At 80.1% G+C, this 1097-nt stretch carries 1 pseudogene; it reads right to left on the bottom strand.

Annotated features, from left to right (window positions below):
* Nucleotides 1-728 (bottom strand): annotated as a pseudogene (locus GT045_RS34385) (hypothetical protein); the annotation flags it as partial.
* Nucleotides 729-1097: the final 369 nt, after the last annotated feature.

The following is a 1097-nucleotide window of genomic DNA, read 5'->3' as shown; positions in this document are numbered from 1 at the left end:
CCGGTGCCGGTGCCGGTGCCGGTGCCGGTGCTGGTGCTGGTGGCGGTGCTGGTGGCGGTGCCGGTGCCGGTGGCGGGCGGGTCCACCGGTACCGCCGTCTCCGGGAGCCGGGACAGCGGTGCGCCCAGCGGCGGGCGGGAACCCCGGTGCCGGACGGCGGCGTCGGGGCCGGCCCCCTGGCCCGCTTGTCCGGCGGCAGGCGCTGCGGGACGTACGGCGGACACCTGACGTGGCGGTAGGTCCAGGCGCCGGGCGACGGTCAGCGGGCGGCTCACGGGGCGGGTACGGACGGCCTCGTGACCGGCCTGACCGGCCTGACCGGCGTTACCGGCGTGACGGGTGTGACCGGCGTGACCGGCGTGACCGGCGTGCGGGGCGGCCGGGCGGGCCGGGCCGGTGTCCGCCCGGGAGCCCGGGTTCGCCGCCGGGTTCGACGGGGAGCGTCGCGCCGTGGGGCTGGTGCCGGACGGGCCGGGAGCCGCCAGGGAGGCGGTCTGCGGCGCGTTCTCGCCGGTGTGGGCGCTCACCACGGCGACCCGGCGCACCACCGGCAGGCGAGGGGCCGTCGCCACGGTGGGAGCGGGACCGGTGTCCCCGGCCCCGGCCCTCTGCACGGCGGTCGGGGAGCCGCCCAGGACGGCCGGTGACGACTGCGAGGTGAGACCACGCCGCCGGTCCGCCGGCCGCGCCTCGGAGGCGAGGCCGCGCTGCACGCCGGCCGGAGCCACCTTGGACGTTCCGTGCGGCCCGTCGGCCGGGGGTGCCCCGGGGGTGGTTCCGTGCCGTCCGTCGGCCGGGGATGCGCCGGGGGTGGTTCCGTGCCGTCCGTCGGCCGGGGATGCGCCGGGCGTGGGACCACGCCGCCCGTCGGCCGGGGAGGTGCCACTCGGGTTCCTGCTGGAGCTCGAACGGGCGCCGGAGGGGCTGGACTTGGTGGCATCCGTCGTGCTGCCGGGGCTCACCGGTGCCCCGCCTGGGCGCACACCGCGCGCCTCTGGCGCGCCACCCGGTGCGCCCTGATCGCCCTCGGTGGCGCGCGACCCTGCCGGGTCGGGGGCACGGCGGTCGGACTGCGGGCGGCGCTGAACCGCCGGAGT

It is taken from the genome of Streptomyces sp. SID486 (assembly GCF_009865385.1).
Taxonomy (GTDB): Bacteria; Actinomycetota; Actinomycetes; order Streptomycetales; family Streptomycetaceae; genus Streptomyces.
The sequence above is the reverse complement of the archived record's forward strand: the minus strand, read 5'-3'. Positions and strand labels throughout refer to the sequence as shown.